The organism is Micromonospora sp. NPDC023888 (assembly GCF_040639415.1).
In the GTDB taxonomy this organism is placed as follows: domain Bacteria; phylum Actinomycetota; class Actinomycetes; order Mycobacteriales; family Micromonosporaceae; genus Micromonospora.
This window is the reverse complement of record NZ_JBEZZW010000007.1, coordinates 223,437-241,372: the sequence shown is the minus strand read 5'-3', so window position 1 is coordinate 241,372 and position 17,936 is coordinate 223,437. Positions and strand designations below refer to the sequence as shown.

17 protein-coding genes are annotated in these 17,936 nt (G+C 72.6%); 6 read left to right on the top strand and 11 right to left on the bottom strand.

Features of this window, described 5'->3' with window-relative positions; genetic code table 11:
• Both AB0F61_RS09205 and purD read left to right on the top strand, forming a co-directional pair.
• The coding region (locus tag AB0F61_RS09205; RefSeq protein WP_357805862.1) for a type IV toxin-antitoxin system AbiEi family antitoxin domain-containing protein at positions 1 to 1,138 on the top strand (1,138 nt) is incomplete at its 5' end.
• A gap of 83 nt (positions 1,139 to 1,221) precedes the next feature.
• The gene (purD, locus tag AB0F61_RS09200; protein WP_357805859.1) at positions 1,222 to 2,472 is read left to right on the top strand and encodes a phosphoribosylamine--glycine ligase; all 1,251 of its coding nucleotides are present in this window, start codon (positions 1,222 to 1,224) and stop codon (positions 2,470 to 2,472) included.
• 81 nt (positions 2,473 to 2,553) lie between these two features.
• Here the strand turns inward: purD and AB0F61_RS09195 are convergent, their stop codons facing one another.
• From AB0F61_RS09195 to AB0F61_RS09185, 3 genes are all read right to left on the bottom strand, one after another.
• On the bottom strand, positions 2,554 to 4,116 hold the full coding sequence (locus AB0F61_RS09195) for an AMP-binding protein (protein WP_357805845.1): 1,563 nt from the start codon (positions 4,114 to 4,116) through the stop codon (positions 2,554 to 2,556).
• A gap of 310 nt (positions 4,117 to 4,426) precedes the next feature.
• Positions 4,427 to 5,641, bottom strand: a complete 1,215-nt coding sequence (locus AB0F61_RS09190; RefSeq protein ID WP_357805841.1) for an acyl-CoA dehydrogenase family protein — start codon at positions 5,639 to 5,641, stop codon at positions 4,427 to 4,429.
• A gap of 1 nt (position 5,642) precedes the next feature.
• Entirely contained in the window at positions 5,643 to 6,095 is a 453-nt protein-coding gene (locus tag AB0F61_RS09185) for an SCP2 sterol-binding domain-containing protein (protein ID WP_357805836.1), read from the bottom strand.
• A gap of 68 nt (positions 6,096 to 6,163) precedes the next feature.
• Here AB0F61_RS09185 and AB0F61_RS09180 point away from each other — a divergent pair, with 68 nt between their 5' ends.
• Positions 6,164 to 6,802, top strand: a complete 639-nt coding sequence (locus tag AB0F61_RS09180) for a TetR/AcrR family transcriptional regulator (protein ID WP_355029630.1) — start codon at positions 6,164 to 6,166, stop codon at positions 6,800 to 6,802.
• A 10-nt stretch (positions 6,803 to 6,812) separates the two neighbouring features.
• On the opposite strand, the gene AB0F61_RS09175 is transcribed toward AB0F61_RS09180, so the two are convergent.
• Positions 6,813 to 7,454, bottom strand: a complete 642-nt coding sequence (locus tag AB0F61_RS09175) for a DedA family protein (protein WP_357806016.1) — start codon at positions 7,452 to 7,454, stop codon at positions 6,813 to 6,815.
• A 170-nt stretch (positions 7,455 to 7,624) separates the two neighbouring features.
• On the opposite strand from AB0F61_RS09175, the gene AB0F61_RS09170 reads away from it, so the two are divergent.
• Complete coding sequence (locus AB0F61_RS09170) at positions 7,625 to 8,776, top strand: histidine kinase (RefSeq protein ID WP_357805826.1); 1,152 nt, start codon at positions 7,625 to 7,627, stop codon at positions 8,774 to 8,776.
• Complete coding sequence (locus AB0F61_RS09165; RefSeq protein WP_357805820.1) at positions 8,773 to 9,414, top strand: response regulator transcription factor; 642 nt, start codon at positions 8,773 to 8,775, stop codon at positions 9,412 to 9,414. Before AB0F61_RS09170 ends, AB0F61_RS09165 begins: the two co-directional genes overlap by 4 nt.
• 16 nt (positions 9,415 to 9,430) lie before the next feature.
• On the opposite strand, the gene AB0F61_RS09160 is transcribed toward AB0F61_RS09165, so the two are convergent.
• The 7 genes from AB0F61_RS09160 to AB0F61_RS09130 form a co-directional block, all read right to left on the bottom strand.
• Positions 9,431 to 10,051 (bottom strand): DedA family protein, encoded by a 621-nt coding sequence (locus tag AB0F61_RS09160; RefSeq protein WP_357805808.1) that lies wholly within the window; start codon positions 10,049 to 10,051, stop codon positions 9,431 to 9,433.
• 58 nt (positions 10,052 to 10,109) lie between these two features.
• Positions 10,110 to 11,372, bottom strand: coding sequence for an adenylosuccinate synthetase (locus AB0F61_RS09155; RefSeq protein ID WP_357805803.1), 1,263 nt, complete (start codon positions 11,370 to 11,372; stop codon positions 10,110 to 10,112).
• On the bottom strand, positions 11,369 to 12,328 hold the full coding sequence (locus AB0F61_RS09150) for a hypothetical protein (protein WP_357805800.1): 960 nt from the start codon (positions 12,326 to 12,328) through the stop codon (positions 11,369 to 11,371). Before AB0F61_RS09150 ends, AB0F61_RS09155 begins: the two co-directional genes overlap by 4 nt.
• 9 nt (positions 12,329 to 12,337) lie before the next feature.
• The gene (locus AB0F61_RS09145; RefSeq protein WP_357805797.1) at positions 12,338 to 13,309 is read right to left on the bottom strand and encodes a serine/threonine protein kinase; all 972 of its coding nucleotides are present in this window, start codon (positions 13,307 to 13,309) and stop codon (positions 12,338 to 12,340) included.
• A complete protein-coding gene (locus AB0F61_RS09140; protein WP_357805794.1) occupies positions 13,306 to 14,058 on the bottom strand; it encodes an NUDIX domain-containing protein in 753 nt (250 codons plus the stop codon). Before AB0F61_RS09140 ends, AB0F61_RS09145 begins: the two co-directional genes overlap by 4 nt.
• Before the next feature lie 81 nt (positions 14,059 to 14,139).
• A complete protein-coding gene (locus AB0F61_RS09135; protein ID WP_357806014.1) occupies positions 14,140 to 14,955 on the bottom strand; it encodes a MaoC/PaaZ C-terminal domain-containing protein in 816 nt (271 codons plus the stop codon).
• A 140-nt stretch (positions 14,956 to 15,095) separates the two neighbouring features.
• The gene (locus tag AB0F61_RS09130; RefSeq protein WP_357805791.1) at positions 15,096 to 16,454 is read right to left on the bottom strand and encodes a 3-oxoacyl-ACP reductase; all 1,359 of its coding nucleotides are present in this window, start codon (positions 16,452 to 16,454) and stop codon (positions 15,096 to 15,098) included.
• A 55-nt stretch (positions 16,455 to 16,509) separates the two neighbouring features.
• On the opposite strand from AB0F61_RS09130, the gene AB0F61_RS09125 reads away from it, so the two are divergent.
• The gene (locus AB0F61_RS09125) at positions 16,510 to 17,802 is read left to right on the top strand and encodes an acetyl-CoA C-acetyltransferase (protein ID WP_357805786.1); all 1,293 of its coding nucleotides are present in this window, start codon (positions 16,510 to 16,512) and stop codon (positions 17,800 to 17,802) included.
• Positions 17,803 to 17,936: the final 134 nt, after the last annotated feature.

Here is a 17,936-nt window from a genome sequence, read left to right as displayed (position 1 = left end):
CTTCAGCGCCGAACCCATCGGCATGCGCTGGGTGAGCCCGTCACGCAGCGGGGGCAGCGGCGGGTCGTACCTGATCCGGCCAGCCAACGCCGGGGTACAAAGGTCCCGTCAACCTCATGATCACGCGCGGCTGGAGCGTGCTGCTTTCCACAGGTTATCCACAGGGGTGGTGGTTGGCTGGATGGGCGGTCAGCGTGGTTTTGTGGATCGCGCAGACCTCGTTCGCTCGATTGCGGCCGCTCAGGATGGCTTGATCACTCGAGCGCAGGCACAGAAAGCCGGATTCAGTCGGCACGATATAGATCATCTGGTGGCCGTGGGCCGCTGGTGGCCGCTTGCTCGAGCGGTCTATCTGACGCATGGTCGATGCGGTGCACCACCTGCTCGCCGGTGTCGTATTCGTGCCGCATTGCTCTCGCTGGGCCCGCATGCTCACGCGGTGTTCGGCACCGCGGCTGAGTTGCACGGCATCGCTGGACTGCCGCGTCGGGACGAGATCCATGTGGGGCTGCCGGGCCGGGCGGCGAAGCTGGCGCGGTTGTCGGATCCCGCGATCGTGCTACATCAGCTCGAACGCGACCCAAGAGTCGTGGTGCAGGTGGACGGGGTCGCGGCTACGGAGCCACGGCTGACTGTTGCCGAGATCATCTTGCGGGAACGTCGCTACGCGGCGGTGTCGGTGCTCGACTCGGCGCTCAACCGGGGGCTACTCACTCCCAAATGCCTGGCAACCATCCCAGCGCTGATCCGAGGTCGGCGAGGCGCGGTCGCAGCACGTGTCTACCTCGCCGAGGCCGATGGTCGGGCGCAGTCGCCATTGGAGACCCGCTCCCGGCTGCGGTGCATCGACGGGCGTGTTCCGCCAGACACTCTCCAACTGGAAGTGCGCGACGACGACGGATATCTGCTCGGCATCGGCGACCTGGGTTGGCGTGGCCCAAGGGTGATCGCCGAAGCGGACGGCCGAGACGCGCACGCCACACCCCAGGCCGTCTTCGCCGACCGCCGCCGCCAGAACCGCCTGGTCAACGCAGGCTGGACCGTCCTCCGCTTCACCTGGCAGGACACCCTCCTCCCCGACTACATACCCCACACGGTCCGCCAGGCGATCGCAGCAGCCCACTCCCGCCGATCATGAGGTTGACGGGCTAGTGGATCACCAGAACGCCCGCCAACCTCATGATCAACAGTGTTCCCGGAGGGGACAGTAGGATCTCGGTCGTGCGGGTTCTCTTGGTGGGTGGTGGCGGGCGGGAGCATGCGCTCGCGCTCGGGTTGGCTGCGGATCCGGCTGTTTCGGCGTTGATTGCCGCGCCTGGCAACCCGGGCATCGGCTCGGTGGCCGAGCTGCGGACCGTTGCTCCGACAGATCCGGCCGCTGTCGCGGCGCTGGCCGTCGAGACCTCCGCCGACCTGGTGGTGATCGGCCCCGAGGCGCCGCTGGTCGCCGGGGTCGCCGACGCGGTACGCGCCAAGGGGATCGCCGTGTTCGGCCCCTCCGGCGCGGCCGCCCAGCTCGAGGGTTCCAAGGCGTTCGCCAAGGACGTGATGACCGCCGCCGGCGTGCCGACCGCCCGCGCGTACGTCTGCACGGACGAGGAGAGCACCGCCCGGGCGCTCGACGAGTTCGGTGCCCCGTACGTGGTCAAGGACGACGGTCTCGCCGCCGGCAAGGGTGTGGTGGTGACCGACGACCGGTCCGCCGCGCTGGCGCACGCCGCCGAATGCGGACGGGTCGTGATCGAGGAGTTCCTCGACGGCCCGGAGGTCAGCCTCTTCGTGGTCACCGACGGAGAGGCGGCGCTGCCGCTGCTGCCGGCGCAGGACTTCAAGCGGCTCGGCGACGGCGACACCGGGCCGAACACCGGCGGCATGGGAGCGTACGCACCGCTGGCCTGGACCACGCCCGGCCTGGTCGACGACGTCATGCGCGACGTGGTTCACCCCACCCTGGCCGAGATGCGCCGCCGGGGCACCCCGTTCGCCGGCCTGCTCTACGTCGGGCTCGCCATCACCGCCGCCGGCCCTCGGGTGATCGAGTTCAACGCGCGCTTCGGTGACCCGGAGACGCAGGTGGTGCTCGCGCTCCTGGAGACCCCGCTGGGCGGGCTGCTGCACGCGGCGGCCACCGGCACGCTGGCCGAGCATCCGCCGCTGCGCTGGCGGGACGGCAGCGCGGTCACCGTGGTGCTCGCCGCCCCGGGCTACCCGGCCGCACCACGCACCGGTGACGTCATCACCGGCGCGGACCGACCGGGCATCATCCACGCGGGCACCGCCCGCCGGGCCAGCGACGGCGCGTTGCTCTCCGCTGGCGGCCGGGTCCTCTGCGGTACGGCCACCGGCCCCGACCTGGCCGCCGCGCGGGACGCCGCGTACGCGCTGGTGAACGGGGTGGAGTTGGCCGGCTCGCAGCACCGCACCGACATCGCCGCCGCCGCGCTCGACGGCCGGATCTCGATTCCCCGCTGAATCCGGCCGACCGCCGCCGGTCTGGCCGCGGCGCGACGGGTACAGGGACGGCGGCTCTGCCGCCTACCCCTGAGCGGCCGGTCAGCCGTAGTAGCGGCGCAACTCCCGGGCGAGCACCTTGCCGGTGGCGTTGCGGGGAAGGTATTTGACGAAGACCACATCCCGGGGGACGGAGAAGCGGGCGAGATAGCGCCGGACGTACTCGCGTACCGCCTCGGGGTCGAGCGTCTCGCCCGGGTGCAGGGCGAGGAACGCGGACAGCCGCTGGCCGTACTCGGCGTCAGGTACGCCGATCACCGCCGCCTCGCGGACCTGGGGTAGTTGGGCGAGCAGGTCCTCCACCTCGGACGGGAAGACGTTCTCGCCACCGGAGACGATCATGTCGTCGGCCCGGCCGTCGACGAAGAGCAGGCCGTCCGGGTTGAGCCGGCCGAGGTCACCGGTGTCGAGCAGGCCGTCGCGGGTCTCCCGGTCGGCACCGGAGGTGTAGCCCTCGAAGAGCATCTCGTTGCCGACGAAGATTCGCCCCACCTGACCGTTCGGCACCGGGTGACCGTCGTCGCCGAGCATCTCCAGCCGGGTGCCGTGCGGTGGTCGGCCAGCCGTCGTGGGTGCCTGGCGCAGGTCCTGTGGAGCGGCGATGGAGGCCCAGGAGACCTCGGTGGAGCCGTAGAGGTTGTAGAGGACGTCGCCGTAGACGTCCATGAACGTCGAGGCGAGCCCGCCGGGCAGGGCGGAACCGCTGACCGCGACGACCTTGAGCGGGGGGCGCGGGTCCGGCGCGGGCATCTCCAGGAGTCGCTGCACCATCACCGGTACGGCGAACAGCGCGTCACACCGGTGCGCCGTGAGGGCGGCGAGCGTGGCGACCGGGTCGAAGCGCCGGTGCAGCACGATGGTGGCCCGCAACGCCAGGCAGACCTGGAGGGCGGCGAACCCCCAGGTGTGGAAGATCGGTGCCGCGATCATGACCCGGTCCCGGGCGTGCAGGGGGATGCGGTCGATGATCGACACCAGCGGGCCGAAGCCGCTCGGTGTGGGTCGGCGGGCACCCTTGGGTGTGCCGGTGGTGCCGGAGGTGAGCACGATGATCCGGCCGTCCCGCTCCGGCGGGTGCAGGTCACCCGGCAGCGCCCCGGCGACCAACTCCTCGCGGGCCCGTTCGTCGAGGCGTGGCAGCTCGGCGGGGAGGCCGAGGACCCGCTCGGCGAACTCGTCGTCGTGCACCAGCAGCCGCAGCCGCTGCTCCTCTGCGACGGTGCCCAGTTGGGCGGCGGAGAGCCCGGTGTTGACCAGTACGGCGTCGACGCCGAGCAGGGTGGCCGCGACGATCGTCTCGATCAGCCCGTGGTGGTTGCGGCAGAGGACGCCGATCCGGTCGCCGGCCTGGACGCCGAGCCCCGCCCGCATCGAGCGGGCCATCCGTTCGGCCCGGTCGAGCAGATCGTGGTACGTCAGCTCGACGCCGTTCTCGTCGATGACCGCCGGCCGGCCGGGGTCCCGGGCGGCTGCCTGGCGCAACTCGCCGGCCAGGCTCCAACCCCACGTTCGCAACGCGTTGAGCTGCGAGGCGACCCGGACGGGGCTGCCGGGGGTGAGCAGTCCGCGACGGGTGAGCGTGGCAACGATGAACGGCAGGTCCATGCCGCAGACCTCCTAGGGGTGGTGCGCGGACGGGGCACCGGATCTCGCCGTCCATCAGGGCGTCTTCCTTGATCATGCACTGGGCGCGGCGGAAGGCCCAGTTCGCGTCCGCGGGGGGTGACGAACACGGCACAGATTGTGGAATCCGGTGCGGCGCGGTATGCGGATGTCGCGGCTCCGCCGAGACGGGCCGGGTGCGGCCGACCGCACGAGACCAGCCGGGCCGGGGCGTGCCCGTCCCGTACGAGACCGGCCGGACCGGGGCGTGCCCGACCGGACGGGACCGGCCGGGCGCGCCGAGGCGGGTCGGTCAGCGGATCTGCATCCCGGAGATCGCCCGGGAGATGACCAGTCGCTGGATCTCGGAGGTGCCCTCGAAGATGGTGTAGATCTTGGCGTCGCGGTACCAGCGCTCGACCGGGTGGTCGCGCAGGAAACCCGCACCGCCGAGCAACTGCACCGCCTTCTCGGTGACCGACACCGCCACCTCGCCGGCCTTGAGCTTGGACATCGATCCCTCGCCCGCCGTGAACGGGCGGTTGTTGCGGCCCATCCACGACGCACGCCAGACCAGCAGCCGCGCCGCGTCGATCTCCATCCGCATGTCGGCAAGCGCGAACGCGACAGCCTGGTTCTCGATGATCGGTCGTCCGAACTGGACCCGGTCCTTCGCGTAGTCCAGGGCGTACTCGTAGGCGGCCCGTGCCACGCCGAGCGCCTGCGCACCGACGGTGGGTCGGGACAGCTCGAAGGTACGCATCGCGGCCTGCCCGGTGGCCCGTTGCCCGGAGCGGGCGCGGGCCAACCGCTCGTCCAGGGAGTCCTTGCCGCCGAGCAGGCAGCGGCCGGGCACGCGTACGTCGTCGAGGAAGACGTCGGCGGTGTGGGACGCGCGCAACCCGAGTTTGCGCAGCTTGCGGGTGGCGGCCAGACCGGGGGTGCCCGGGGGTACGACGAACGCCGCCTGGCCCCGGGAGCCGAGGGTGGGGTCGACCGAGGCGGTGACCACGTGCACGCCGGCGATTCCGCCGTTTGTGGCGTACGCCTTCTGCCCGTTGAGCACCCACTCGTCGGTGGCCTCGTCGTAGACGGCCCGGGTGCGCATCGCGCCGACGTCGGAGCCGGCTTCCGGTTCGCTCGTGCAGAACGCGGCGACGGCTGGCGAGTCGACGTCGCCGAAGCACTGTGGCACCCACTCGACCAACTGGTCGGGGGTGCCGGCGCCGTAGATGGCGGCGACGGCGAGCGAGGTGCCGAAGATGGAGAGGCCGATGCCGGCGTCACCCCAGAAGAGCTCCTCGCTGGCGATCGGCAGGGAGAGCCCGGTCGGGTCGGCCCAGCAGGTGGCGAGGAACTCGAAGCCGTAGAGGCCGACCTTGGCGGCCTCCTGGATCACCGGCCACGGGGTTTCCTCGCGCTCGTCCCACTCGGCGGCGGCCGGGCGCACGACCTCGGCGGCGAAGCCGTGCACCCAGTCGCGTAGATCCCGCTGTTCCTCGTTCAGGTCGAGCGAGAACTCAGCCATGTCAGGCCTTGGGGATGTCGAACAGGTTGGCGATGTTGGCGGCGAGACCGAGGTCGCCCTTCGCCTTCAGCTTGCCGGTCATGAACATCATCACCGGGTTGGCGCCACCGGAGACGATCTTCAGGAACTCGACCGGGCCCATGGTCAGGCTCAGCTTCGGGTCGTGCTGCGGGGTCTCGTTCACCACGCACTTGCCGTCGGCGATGGCCACCTCGTAGGTGTCGCTGCCGCCATCCGACCGGCCGGTGATGATCCAGTGGATGACCGCGTTCGTGGAGCCGGCCCGGTCCGCGCGGAACAGCGACGGCATCCGGCCGAACACCTCGCCCAGGATCTTGCCACGCAGGTCACCGGACATCACCTGGGCGATCTTGTCGTCCGGGGTGGACTTGACCAGCTGGGCGAACTCCTTGGGGCCGACGTTGGCGAAGGTGGCCGGGTCGAAGTCAGTCATCAGGTGCGCCTTCCGGAAGATATGGCTACTCGTGCGTAACCCTACGCACGAGTAGGTATGCTCGCAAGGTGTCCACGCCGCCCGCCTTCAAGCGCCTGCCACGCGCCGTTCGTGAGCAGCAGATGCTCGACGCGGCCGTCAAAGTCTTCTCCCGGCGCGGCTTCCACGCCGCCAGCATGGACGAGATCGCCGAGGATGCCGGCATCTCCAAGCCCATGGTGTACGCGTACCTCGGCACCAAGGAGGAGCTCTTCGTCGCCTGCCTGCACCGGGAGGGCACCCGGATGATGCAGGCCATCGCCGGTGCCGCCGCCCCCGACCTGCCGGCGGACGTCCGACTCTGGCGAGGGCTCAAGGCGTTCTTCGGCTTCGTGGGCGCACACCGCGACGGCTGGGCAGTGCTCTACCGGCAGGCTCGGGGTGAGCAGCCGTTCGCCGGCGAACTGGCCACCATGCGAGCCCGGTTGGTCGAGGTCGTCGCCGGGATGCTCGACCACGCCCTGCGCGCCGAGGGCCGGGAGATCACCGCCGTCGACCTGGAGGTCGTCGCGTACGCCCTGGTCGGTGCCACCGAGTCGCTCGCCGACTGGCTCGCCGACCACCCGGAAGCCGACCCGGAGAAGACCGCCACGCGGATGATGAACGTGGCCTGGCTGGGCGCCGGCCAACTCCTGCACGGCGTCGTCTGGCGCCCCGCCGCCGACTGACTGCCCGAGGTCAGCGCGCCGGCACCCGGCTCACCGGCTCGGTCGTCGACGACTGCGCGGATCGGCGACGCCTGCCCAGCCAGCGAGCCGCCTCGACGATCGTCGTCACCCCCAGCGCGAGGCCCAGGCCGAGCAGCAGACCGCGCAGGGGGTCCTGCTCGAAGGCCATCCCGCCGAGGTAGCCCACCAGCCCGGAGTAGAGCCCCCACGAGCCGGCGGCGAGCGCGTCGAAGGCCAGAAACCGTCGCCGGGGATAGTGCACAGCGCCCATGGTGAGGGTGACAGCCGTCCGGCCGCCCGGCACGTAGCGGGCCACGGTGAGGATGAGACCGCCCCGGGTGGCGATCCCTCGACGCGCCCACTCGATGGCGGCCCTGCGTCGGCCCTCGGGTGGTAGCCGGTCGAGTAACCGGGTGCCACCACCTCGGCCGATGGCGTACGAGATGTGATCGCCGAGCAGGGCCCCGGCCGCCGCTACCAGGATCACCGCGGGCAGGTACGGCGCGCCGGAAGCCGCGAACACCCCGGCGGTGATCACCGCCGTCTCGCTCGGCACCACCGGGAAGAAGCCGTCGAGCACCGCGATCGCGAAGATCGCCAGGTACACCCAGGGCGAGGACATCGTCTCGTGCAGCAGGTCGAGCAGATCCATGCCACCGATGCTGGTGCGGGCGGCGGCTCCCGCCATCGGCCAGTGGTGAGCTGGACGCCACTACTTAAGTATCGATCGGCCCGGACGTCGGGTAGGGGTCATCCCCCACCGCACCCGGGTCCGACGGCGTGGGGCGACCCGAGCCGCCGGCGGAGCCCTACGCTCACCACGTGGCCCCCAGCGCCGTCGCCCTCCGGCGGGTCGTCAAGCGGTACGCCCCGCTGCTGCTCGCCGTCCTGGTCGCCGCGGCCGTCTGGGCGAGCGCGACAGGTGATCTGGGAGTCCGCTCGCCGTTGCCGGGCGCGGTGGTGCTGACGCTCGCGGTGGGCTCGGGTTGGGCCGCCAGCACGGTCCGGACCCGTCGCTGGCCGTTGTTCCTGGCCGCGGCGGTCGGCTGGTTGGTGCTCGCCGCCGCGGCCGCCGGGGTGGTCGCCTCGTACCAGGCGGGGCTGCGGCTGCGCGGTCGGCGGCTCGCCGGCTACCTCGCCGGTACGGCAGTGGTGCTGGCCGGTGGAGTGCTCATCGGGCTGGCGCTCGGCGGCGTACGCCGGATCACCACCGCCACCACCGGCAACGTGCTTCTCCTCGCCGCTGGGCTGGTCGGACTTCCGCTGGTCCTCGGCCTCTGGGTGCGGGCACGCCGGGACACCCTCGCCGCCCTCCGGGACCGGGCCGAGCGGTTGGAACGTGAGCAGGAGGCCCGCGCCGACCGGGTCCGTGCCGAGGAGCGCACCCGGATCGCGCGGGAGATGCACGACGTGGTGGCACATCGGGTCTCGCTGATGGTGGTGCACGCCGGGGCGCTGGAGGTGACCGCGGTCGATCCGGCGACCGTCCAGGCCGCCGCGCTGATCCGGGCGACCGGTCGGGAGGCGCTCACCGACCTGCGTGAGGTGCTTGGTGTGCTGCGGCAGGCCGGTCCGGCTGTGCTGCCGGAGCGGGGCCTCGACGCGTTGGACGAGCTGATCGGGGAGTCCCGGGCCGCCGGGCTGCGGGTGCACCGGAGCGACGAGGGAGTTCCGTCGGCGCTGCCGGCGACGGTGGGGCGCACGGCGTACCGGGTGGTCCGGGAGGCGCTGACAAACGTGCGCAAGCACGCCGCCGACGCCGAGACGACGGTGTGCCTGCGCTACCTGCCCGACGGGCTGGAGGTCCGGGTCCGTAACGGTCCGTCCGAGGCCGGCCGGTCGCTGCCCGGCGCCGGGCAGGGGCTGCTCGGGCTGCGCGAGCGGGTGGAACTGCTCGGCGGCCGGTTGGAGGCGAAGCCTGTGGACGGTGGCTTCCTGGTCCGCGCCCTGATCCCGGTGGCGGGTGCGGCGTGATCCGGGTGGTGGTGGTCGACGACGAGCAACTGGTCCGCGCCGGGCTGCGGCTGATCCTGGAGGCGGCGGACGACATCACGGTGGTGGGCGAGGCGGCGGACGGCGTTGGCGCGTTGGAGCAGGCCCAGCGGTTGCGTCCCGACGTGGTGCTGCTCGACGTGCGGATGCCGGGCGTCGACGGGCTGACCATCGCGCCCGACGTGGTCGCCGCCGGACCCAGGGTGATCATGTTGACCACCTTCGACCTCGACGAGTACGTGCACCGGGCGCTGCGGGCCGGGGCGGTCGGCTTCCTGCTCAAGGACACCCCGCCCCGCGATCTGGCCGCCGCCGTCCGCACGGTGGCCGCCGGGAACGCGATGCTCGCGCCGACGGTCACCCGGCGTCTGATCAGCTCGTTCGCCGAGCGTGGGCCGGCCCGCCGGGACGCGGCGCGCGAGCGGCTGGCACCGCTCACCACGCGGGAGCTGGAGATCGTCCGGGAGGTGGCGCGCGGGCACGGCAACGCGGAGATCGCCCGGCGGTTGACGATGAGCGAGGCCACCGTGAAGGCACACGTCAGCCGCGCGCTGGCGAAGCTTCAGGCGGGCAACCGGGTGCAGTTGGCCATCCTGGTGTACGACGCCGACCTGCTGTGACCCGGCCCGAGGTCGGTCAGCGCCGGGAGGCGGCGTGGCGGCGGGCTCGGCGGCGCAGCCAGCGGATCCCCTCCAACCCGAACGTGACGATCACCGACAGCCCCACCCCGACCAGCACGCCCTTCACCGGGTCACGTTCGAAGGCCAGCCCGCCGAAGTAGCCGAGCAGGCCGCAGTACACCGCCCAGGTGACCGCCCCGATGCTGTCGTACAGCAGGAACGCCCGGCGGGAATAGCGCACCGCGCCCATGGTCAGGGTGACGGCGGTCCGGCCGCCTGGCACGTACCGGCTGGTGGTGAGGATGATTCCGCCGCGCCGGTCGACTGCGCGGCGGGCCCACTCGGAACTGGCCCGCCGACGGCTGCCGTAGGGCAGGCGGGCCAGCCGGCGCGCGCCCCCGCCCCGCCCGATGGCGTACGAGATGTGGTCGCCGACAAGCGCGCCGAAGGCGGCGCTCACGATCACCAGGGTGAGGCTGGGGTGCCCGTCGCTCGCCGCGAGCACCCCGGCGGTGATCACCGCCGCCTCGCCCGGCACCGCGGGGAAGAACGCGTCGACCGCGGTGAGCCCGAAGATCACCAGGTACACCCATGGTGACGTGACCGTCCCACGGAGGAGGTCGAGCAGGGCTTCCATTCCCCCATGCTCGCCGGGTGCGACCCGCCCGGTGGCCGAGTCGCCGGATCACCCGCCTTCAGCCGGCGCCGACCAGGGTCGGTGGGGCGAGCAGCGGGCCGTGCGGCGCCTTGTCGTCGGCCGTGGGACCGTGCGAGGTCAGCACCACCGGGGTACCCAGCTCGGTGCTTACCGCCTCCGCCCAGTCCGCCGGCGGGCCGTCGTAGAGCGGGCGGGAACGCAGCAGGCGGGCGGTGAGCGCGGCCTGCCGGCCCAGGTCACCGGCTGGGCCCGGGGTGAGTCGGTCGGTGGTGTCGTAGCGGCGGCAGATTCGCAGGTCGGGGCCGGCCAGGTCGAGGTGGGTAAGGGCCAGGCCGTCGACCCCACCGGCCGCCGCGAGGGCGTACCGGTGGGCGACCGCGTCGAAGTGGCCGAACCGGAACCGGCCCTGCCACGGGTTCGTGGGGTTGTGCTCGTCGGTGAACGGCAGGGTCGGGTCCTCGGTCACCAGCGGGCCGGCCCCGTGCCGGGTGGTGACCACGCGCAGCACCCCGATCCGGGTCGCGCCGCCGGGCTGCCCGGCCTCGGTGAGGAGGCCGTCCACGTTGGCGAAGGTGGTGGTGCTCCACGTGGTGTACGGGTGGAAGCCGTGCCACTCGTCGAGCAGCACCCCCTGCGCGCCCTCGAAGACGCAGGTCCCGGCGCGCAACGCCCCGGCCAGCCAGCTCCCGTCGACGATCGCGACCCGCCCGGCGAACCCGGCGAACGCGGGCAGGCAGTCCTCGACCGGCGGCGCGTCCAGCGGGCCCAGCTCGGCGGTCAGCCGGTCCCGCAGGGCGGTCAGCCGGCGGCGCAGCAACGCCGGGCGGCGGCAGTCGCCGACCCGGGGCGCGTCGTGCGGGTGGGCGAGACCGTACGCGACGGCCTCGCCCACCCCGAGCCCGCAGGAGCCGTGCCGGTCGGCTCCCCGGGCGATCTCCCGGGCCTGGTTGGCGGCCCGGTGGTACGGGGTGGCGAGCAGCGCCTCCCCGTCGACGGTCAGCCGGTCGAGCGCGTCGGTCACCCCGAGCGTGGCGAGATGGTCGGCCTCGGCGGCCAGCGCCAGCGGGTCCACCACCACGTGCCGCGACAGGTGGGTACGGACCCCCGGGTGGAACGTCCCGGCGCCGAACTGCGCGAACGTGTGGTGCCGCCCGTCGCGCAGCACGACGTTGTGCGCCGCCTGCGCGCCCCCGTTGAAGCGGACCACCGTGTGCACGGGCCGGGTGGCGCACAGCCAGTCCACCACCGTGCCCTTGCCGGCGTCGCCGTAGCCGAGGTCGACCACCGCCACGTGCCTCACAGCCGGGTCACCCCGCCGGTGGTGTCGCGGAACGCGGGCAGCGTGGACACCTCGGCCCGCCGTCCCCGACCGAGGCGGGCCAGGGCCTTCGACACGGTGCCGGTGGCGCTGGAGCCGGCGTGGTCCAGGTGGCGCAGGCCCTCGTCCAGGTCGATGGCCTGCTCGCCGAGGCCGACGGTGAGCGCGATGGTCTCGCAGACCGCGTCGAGGTCGTCGAGCACGACGGTGTTCTGCCCGAGCAGGCCCCGCCAGAAGTCGAGCACCGTGGCGTTGCCGGCGTAGTGGCTGCCGGCGGGGAGCAGGTAGTAGGTGTCCCAGCGGCGGGTCACCTCGTCGACGACCTGCCGCAGCGGCACGTCCTCGGTCAGGTCGTCGCCGATCAGGCGGGCCACCTCCCGGGTCTTCACCTTCTGGTACGCCAGCTCGTCGCCGATGATGAACAGGTAGCCGCGTCGGCCCCGCTTCTCCCAGTTGTCGGTGGCGGTGTGCCGGGCCATGAAGTACATGGACAGCTCGTACGACTCGCTCATCTGCCCGCCGCCACCGCCCTCCAGGACGATCCGGCCGAGGTCGTCGTCCATCCGGTTGTCCGACTCGAACTGACCGACCTGCAACGGCACCCGGTCGCAGGTGGCGTCACCGATCGCGCCGAACATGATCTGCGGGTCGCTGGCGTACCCCTGCCGTTGCAGCAGGCCGAGCAGCCGCGGCAGCTTGGTCTGCAGGACGCGCGGCACGGTGCGCATCGAGCCGGTCACGTCGAAGAGCACCGCGACGGGGGTGGACCGCGGGTGCTCGTCGGAGTCGCGGCTCTCGCGCATCGCGTCGCGGGGGTCGAGCGCGGTGTGCACGGTGCGCGCCCCGCTGTCGCTGTAGGAGAACGCGCTGCGGCCGGTGGAGCGCCGGTAGCGGTCGGCGGCGTCGTACACGTCGGTGGACCAGATTCCACTGCCCATGACAGCTCCTTAGGGGGTGAGGGTGAAGGGGCGGAAGGTGCGGGGCCCGTAGAGCCGGTCCAGCACCTTGTCGAGCTCGCGCAGCAGACCCCAGGCGTCGTCGGGCCGGGCGTGCAGGGACCGCTGCCGGCAACCCTGCGCGAAGGCGTGCAGCTCGCGGGGCGCGCGTGACCCCATCAGCCAGCTCATGCAGCGGCTGGCCATCGCGATGTCGGTGCCCGGTCCGCACTGTCGCTTCCGGGGGACCTCGTCCGGGTACCAGTCCTCCTGGCCCGGCACCAGCGCCGGGATCGTGGTGCCGGCGGGGGCGGAGAAGCACCAGTCGACGAGCACGACGCCGTGGGCGTCCGGCTCGATGAGCACGTGTCGCGGCAGGACCGCGCCGTGCACCACGCCCGCCCGGTGGGCCAGGCCGAGCACCACCAGCAGTCGCCGCCACATCCAGGCCACGTCCCGGCCGTCCAAACCGTCGGGGTACGCGCGCCGCACCTCGTCGAGGTCGTGCAGGCCGGGCGCGGTGGCGAGCACGGTGATCCGCCGTTCGGCGCCGGTCGACGCGTCGCGGTGCGGGAACTCGTCGACGAGCCGGGGCACGTACGGCAGGTAGCGCGGGTCGCCGCGCTCGGCGATGGCGCGCAGGGCGTGGGCCTCGCGGGCCATCAGGTCGTTGTCGGCCGGTCGTCGGGGGAGTTTGAGCAGCCGGTCGTCGCCGACGTCGTAGAGGTCGGCGAGGTCACCCGAGTGGGCCGGCGCGCCGAGCCGGTAGTCGCCGAGGACGGTGACCTGCCGGGCCCGCCACCGGGTGGTGACGTGGACGAACGCGTCGAGGGCTTCGGCGCGTACCGTCGGGTCGGCCGGCAGGCGGTCGGGGTGCAGGGCGGCGACCAGCTCGCGGTAACGCCGGGCCGGCTGGTCCGTGCCGAACAGGTCGGCGTCGGTGCGGGCCGCCGTGACCAGGTCGATGGCCGCCGTGGTCCTCATCGCACCGTCTCCTCGCGGGCGGGACGCAGCAGCGCCGGGTGCAGCAGGCGGGCGTCGCCGGCCCGGTAGAGCCGGGCGCGGGGACCACCGCGGGTGCCACCGCGCTCGGTGCTGGTGCCGGTGCTCTCCACGAAGCCGGGCACGGAGAGCACTTTGCGGTGGAAGTTGCCGGCGTGCAGTGGGTGACCCCAGACCGTCTCGTAGACGGTGCGCAGCTCGCTGATCGTGAACTCGGCGTCGAGGAAGCGCGTGGCGAGTGGGGTGTATTCCAGCTTGGACCGGGCCCGCTCCAGCCCGTCGTCGACGATCCGGCCGTGGTCGAAGGCGAGCTGCCGGCTTGTCAACGCGGTGACCGGCAGCCAGATCGCCGCGTCGGCGTCGGTGCCGGCGGCAGGGTCCGGCAGGTCGGGGGCGAACGCGAGGTGGGCGATCGAGACGACCCGCATGCGCGGGTCACGGTCGGGGGCGCCGTAGCTGCCCAACTGCTCCAGGTGTACGCGGCGCAGCGCCTCGCCGCCGAGCCCGGTCTCCTCGGCCAGCTCCCGTCGGGCGCCGGCGATCAGGTCCTCGCCGGGCTGGACGAAGCCGCCGGGCAGCGCCCAGTGCCCCGCGAACGGCTGCTGGCCGCGCTGGATCAGCAGCAGGTGCAGCGCGCCGTCCCGGATGGTCAGCGCCACCACGTCGACTGTCACCGCGACCGACGGGTAGGCCCGCGGGTCGTACGCGGCCAGGAACTCCTGCTCGTTCATCGCGTCTCTCTCAGGTTGAGAATATCTCGCTCTGAGAACAACCTAGCGCACGGGGGGCATCCCTGCCAAGCCCGGAGAACGTCAGCGCAGGAAACCCGCCAGGTGCGGACGCCCACGCGAGTCGTGCAGGGCGAACCCGCCGTCCGACAGCACTGCGAAGTCCACAGTGCTCGGCAGCGACACGGGCGTCTTGAAGGCGACCTCGACGGTGTAGGCGTCCGGCAACCGGTTCTCCAACGCGGCCAGGCAGCGCGCCTTGCTCCACATGCCGTGCGCGATCGGTCGACGGAAACCGAACAGTCGCGCACCGAGCACCGAGGTGTGGATCGGGTTGTGATCACCGGAGACCCGCGCGTACGCCGTACCGACGCGGGGTTCCACCCGCCACCGGGCCGTGGCGGTCGGTGCGGCAGGGCGTGCGCTGTGGTCACTCCCGCCGGCCTTGCGCTCCCGACCCAGGTAGGTCGAGACGCCCTCCCAGACCGTCTCGCCGTCGACCGAGGCGACAAGCACCACGTCCACCTGCCGCCCCCGGTCGTGCGGGCGCAGATTCTCCGCGTACGTCGTGAAGTCGAGGGTCTCGTCGGCGTCGATCGGGCGGTGCACGGTGATCCGGTTGCCGACGTGGACCACACCGGTCAGCGGGATGGGAAACTCCGGCTCGGTCATCAGCCGCAGGGCCAACGGAAAGCCCATGACGTGCGGAAACGTCGCGGGCAGCCGGTCGCTGAGCCGGAAACCGCAGATCCGGTCGTAGGCGGCCAGGTGCGCCCGGTCCACCCGCGCCCCGCCCACGGCCAACTCGGCCGCCGGCAGGCCAGACCCGCGCCGCCCGCCACCGAGACCCGGCAGCGCGCCGAGCACCGCCCGACGGTGGAGCGCCCCGGACGCCGGCATCCGAGCCAGCTCCACCCGGGTACGGCCGACGGACTCCGGTTGGAGTGCCCGGGCCCGCGTCTCCGCCGACAGGGTCTCCGTCGGGCCGTCGATCAACTCGTGCAGGGAAAGGTCGTCGTCGGGCTCTCTCCGCGTGCCCATCACGCCCCCAGCAGACTCTGGCCGCAGACCCGGACCACGTTGCCGCTCACCGCACCGCTCGCCGGCCAGGCCAGCCAACCGATCGTCTCCGCCACGTCCACCGGCAGGCCGCCCTGGGCCAGGCTGTTCATCCGTCGGCCCGCCTCCCGGACCACGAGCGGGATGCGCGCGGTCAGCCGGGTCTCGATGAAGCCCGGGGCCACCGCGTTGACGCTGATCCCCCGCTCGCGCAGGGTCGGGGCGAGCGAGTCGACCAACCCGATCACCCCGGCCTTGCTTGTCGCGTAGTTGGTCTGCCCCCGGTTGCCGGCGATCCCGGCGATCGACGAGACCGCGACGATCCGCCCGCCGGCCGGGATCAGCTCCCGCTCCAGCAGCACGTCGTTGATCCGCTCCTGGCTGGACAGGTTGACGTCGATGACCTGGTCCCACCGGTCGGCGTCCATCCGGCCGAGCGTCTTGTCCCGGGTGATGCCGGCGTTGTGCACCACCACGTCGACCCGGCCGTGCCGGCTGGCCAGGTGGTCGGCGAGCCGGGTCGGCGCGTCGGGCGCGGTCAGGTCGAGCTGCACCGCCGTACCGCCGATGTCGTTCGCCACCGCGGCGAGGGCGTCCCCGGCGGCCGGGATGTCGAGTGCCACGACCTGGGCGCCGTCACGGGCGAGCACCTTCGCCAGTGCCGCGCCGATGCCCCGCGCCGCACCGGTGACAAGCACGACCTGCCCGTCCAGCGGGCGGTCCCAGTCCGCCGGGGCGCTCGCCGTGCCGACGCCGACCCGGATGACCTGGCCCGAGACGTACGCGGACCGGCCGGACAGCAGGAACCGGACTGTCGATTCGAGGCTGGTGAGTGTCTCGGGGGCCCCGCCGGCGCGGGTGACGGAGACGAGTTGAGCGGTGGTGCCCCGGCCGAACTCCTTGCCGATGCTGCGGACCAGCCCTTCCAGGGCGCGCTGGGCGGTCGCCTCGCGGGTCGTCGCGCACTCCTGCGGCGGGGTGCCGAGCACGATCACCCGGCCGCTGGGCAGCACCGCCCGAGCCTGCGGGTGGAAGAAGTCGTAGAGCTGGCGCAGGTCGGTCGAGTCGGTGATGCCGGTGGCGTCGTACACCAGGGCTCCGAACCGGTCAGTCGCCGCGGCGCTGCCGGTGTCTCGCAGCTCGACCCCGGCGGCGGTCAGGATCGTGGCGAGCGGCTCGGCGAGCCGGCCGCCGGTGGCCGCGCCGAGCAGGGCCGGCCCGGGTAGCAGCGGGTCGCCGGGGTGGTGCCGGCGCAGCCGGGGCGGGTCGGGCAGCCCGAGGCGCTTGACCAGCGCGCGGCCGGCGGCCGATTGGACGAAGCTCGCGTACCTGTCGGTCATGGGCGTAGCCTACTGGCGAGTAGGTTCGAGCAACACATCTCGGAGGAGGCGGATCGTGCAGAGCATCCGGCGGGTCGCGGTCATCGGGGGCAATCGCATCCCCTTCGCCCGTTCCAACTCCCGCTACGCCGACGCGTCCAACACGGACCTGCTCGGCGCCGCGCTGGACGGTCTGATCGCCCGGTACGGGCTGGCCGGTCAGCGGGTCGGCGAGGTGGTGATCGGGGCGGTGCTCAAACACTCCCGTGACTTCAACCTCGCCCGCGAGGTGGTGCTCGGCTCCCGGCTCGACCCGCACACCCCGGCGTACGACATCCAGCAGGCCTGCGGCACCGGCCTGGAGGCGGTGATCCTGGTCGCCAACAAGATCGCCCTCGGTCAGCTCGACGTGGGCATCGCCGGCGGTGTCGACACCGCCTCCGACGCGCCGCTGGCGGTCAACGAGGAGATGCGGCGCACCCTGCTCAAGCTCAACTCCGCCCGCACGCTCGGCGAACGGCTCAAGGTCGCGGCGAAGCTGCGCCCGTCGCAGCCGTTCAAGCCGGAGATCCCGCGCATCGCCGAACCGCGCACCGGCCTGTCCATGGGTGACCACGCCGCCCGCACCGCGCGGCACTGGCAGATCGACAGGCGATCCCAGGACGAGCTGGCGCTGCGCTCGCACAAACGGCTCGCCGCCGCGTACGACCGGAACTTCTTCGACGACCTGATGACGCCGTACCTGGGGCTGACCCGCGATTCGAACCTTCGCCCCGACACCAGCCTGGAGAAGCTCGGCTCACTCAAGCCGGCCTTCGGCACCCGCGGCCCGGACGCCGAGCACGCCACCATGACCGCCGGCAACTCGTCGCCGCTCACCGACGGCGCGTCCACCGTGCTGCTCGCCAGCGAGGAGTGGGCGGCCGCGCACAACCTGCCGGTGCTGGCCTGGTTCAGCTGGTCCGAGACGGCGGCTGTCGACTTCGTGCACGGCGACGAGGGGCTGTTGATGGCCCCCGCGTACGCGGTGCCCCGGATGCTGGCCCGCGCCGGGCTGACGTTGCAGGACTTCGACTACTACGAGATCCACGAGGCGTTCGCCTCGCAGGTGCTGGCCACCCTCGCCGCCTGGGAGTCGCCGGAGTTCTGCAAGGACCGCCTCGGCCTGGACGCGCCGCTGGGCGCGATCGACACCGACCGGCTCAACGTGAACGGCTCCTCGCTTGCCGCCGGGCACCCGTTCGCCGCCACCGGCGGGCGGATCGTGGCGACCCTGTCCAAGATGCTTGCCGAGAAGGGCAGCGGACGCGGATTGATCTCGATCTGCGCGGCCGGTGGCCAGGGTGTGACAGCGATCCTGGAACGCTGACGACGGATCGTCCCTTATGGGGACGCCCGCAAGTAGGCGTTAACGGCCCGTTCAGGAGTCAGCCCGCCAGCGGAGGGTTTACCACGCAATCGTGATCGGTGCCGCGCCCTGGGCGCGGAATCGATCGCTCCTGC

Bases quoted from the DNA above. Each gene is read 5' to 3' on its own strand.
- AB0F61_RS09195 (WP_357805845.1), bottom strand. From the start codon at position 4,116: ATGGACCTGCCGTTCATCGTTGCCACGCTCACCCGTCGCGGACTGCTC.
- AB0F61_RS09190 (WP_357805841.1), bottom strand. From the start codon at position 5,641: ATGGCTGAGTTCTCGCTCGACCTGAACGAGGAACAGCGGGATCTACGC.
- AB0F61_RS09185 (WP_357805836.1), bottom strand. From the start codon at position 6,095: ATGACTGACTTCGACCCGGCCACCTTCGCCAACGTCGGCCCCAAGGAG.
- AB0F61_RS09175 (WP_357806016.1), bottom strand. From the start codon at position 7,454: ATGGATCTGCTCGACCTGCTGCACGAGACGATGTCCTCGCCCTGGGTG.
- AB0F61_RS09160 (WP_357805808.1), bottom strand. From the start codon at position 10,051: ATGGAAGCCCTGCTCGACCTCCTCCGTGGGACGGTCACGTCACCATGG.
- AB0F61_RS09150 (WP_357805800.1), bottom strand. From the start codon at position 12,328: ATGGGCAGTGGAATCTGGTCCACCGACGTGTACGACGCCGCCGACCGC.
- AB0F61_RS09145 (WP_357805797.1), bottom strand. From the start codon at position 13,309: ATGAGGACCACGGCGGCCATCGACCTGGTCACGGCGGCCCGCACCGAC.
- AB0F61_RS09140 (WP_357805794.1), bottom strand. From the start codon at position 14,058: ATGAACGAGCAGGAGTTCCTGGCCGCGTACGACCCGCGGGCCTACCCG.
- AB0F61_RS09135 (WP_357806014.1), bottom strand. From the start codon at position 14,955: ATGCCGGCGTCCGGGGCGCTCCACCGTCGGGCGGTGCTCGGCGCGCTG.
- AB0F61_RS09130 (WP_357805791.1), bottom strand. From the start codon at position 16,454: ATGACCGACAGGTACGCGAGCTTCGTCCAATCGGCCGCCGGCCGCGCG.